Source organism: Mesorhizobium sp. M0244 (assembly GCF_040321795.1).
Classification (GTDB): domain Bacteria; phylum Pseudomonadota; class Alphaproteobacteria; order Rhizobiales; family Rhizobiaceae; genus Mesorhizobium.
The window spans coordinates 1-877 of the sequence record NZ_JAMYSE010000230.1 but is presented as its reverse complement, the minus strand read 5'-3'; the positions used below and the strand labels follow the sequence as shown (position 1 = coordinate 877).

Here is an 877-nt window from a genome sequence, read left to right as displayed (position 1 = left end):
CATCCGGCCGCTTCGCGGCCACCTTCTGCCCGCGGGGAGAAGCGGTCGCCATCGCCGGCGCCCGCCTCTTCGCCCCAGCGGGGAGAAGGTGGCCCGAAGGGCCGGATGAGGGGGCAGCGCCGCTTGCCAACACAGCATCGATGAGATCATGCCGCGCGCCCTGATCGCGGAGATAGACTTTTAGGCGATCGTGGAAGAAGGCGAGGAGATCTGAACACTTTTCCTCCGACCAACCGGGATAAAATTCCGCAACTCCCAGATCGTCGCTATCGTCTACTGCCTTCACTGACCCGCCAAAACGTCCTTCCAAATCCTCAACAAAATCGTCTGAAATTCCCGACTTCGGTAGCGCCTCTATTTGAGAGAAGGATTCAGACTTCCCGCGAAGGTATAGGGTTGTCAGTACTCGGTTGAAGAGCCGAATTAGTATCGGGCTACCGGCCAAACTCACCCCGTTCTCGACCAAAATCCTGACCACCCCCAGCGCCGCTCTTCTGAGCGCATAGGGGTCCTTCGATCCAGTCGGCTTTTCATCGATCGCCCAGAAGCCGACCAGCGTATCCAGCTTGTCGGCGAGCGCCACCGCAATCGAAACCGGATCGCTCGGCACGCGATCTGACGGACCCTGCGGCTTGTAATGTTCCTCGATCGCGGCGGCAACGGACGGATGCTCGCCCTGCAGCAGCGCATATTTGCGGCCCATGAGACCTTGCAGCTCGGGGAATTCGCCGACGACTTCGGTGGTGAGATCGGCCTTGGCCAGGATGGCGGCGCGTCGCGCCAGCGCGGCAATCTCCCCCCTTGAGGGGGAGATGTCGCCGAAGGCGACAGAGGGGGTCGTCTCGCGTGGAGTGCCGACTTCCTCTTTCTTCGAAAG

The 877-nt window shown here is 61.1% G+C and carries 1 protein-coding gene; it reads right to left on the bottom strand.

Annotation, left to right across the window (positions count from 1 at the left end; genetic code table 11):
• The coding region (locus tag NKJ08_RS38795; protein WP_352786418.1) for a glycine--tRNA ligase subunit beta at positions 1-877 on the bottom strand (877 nt) is incomplete at both ends.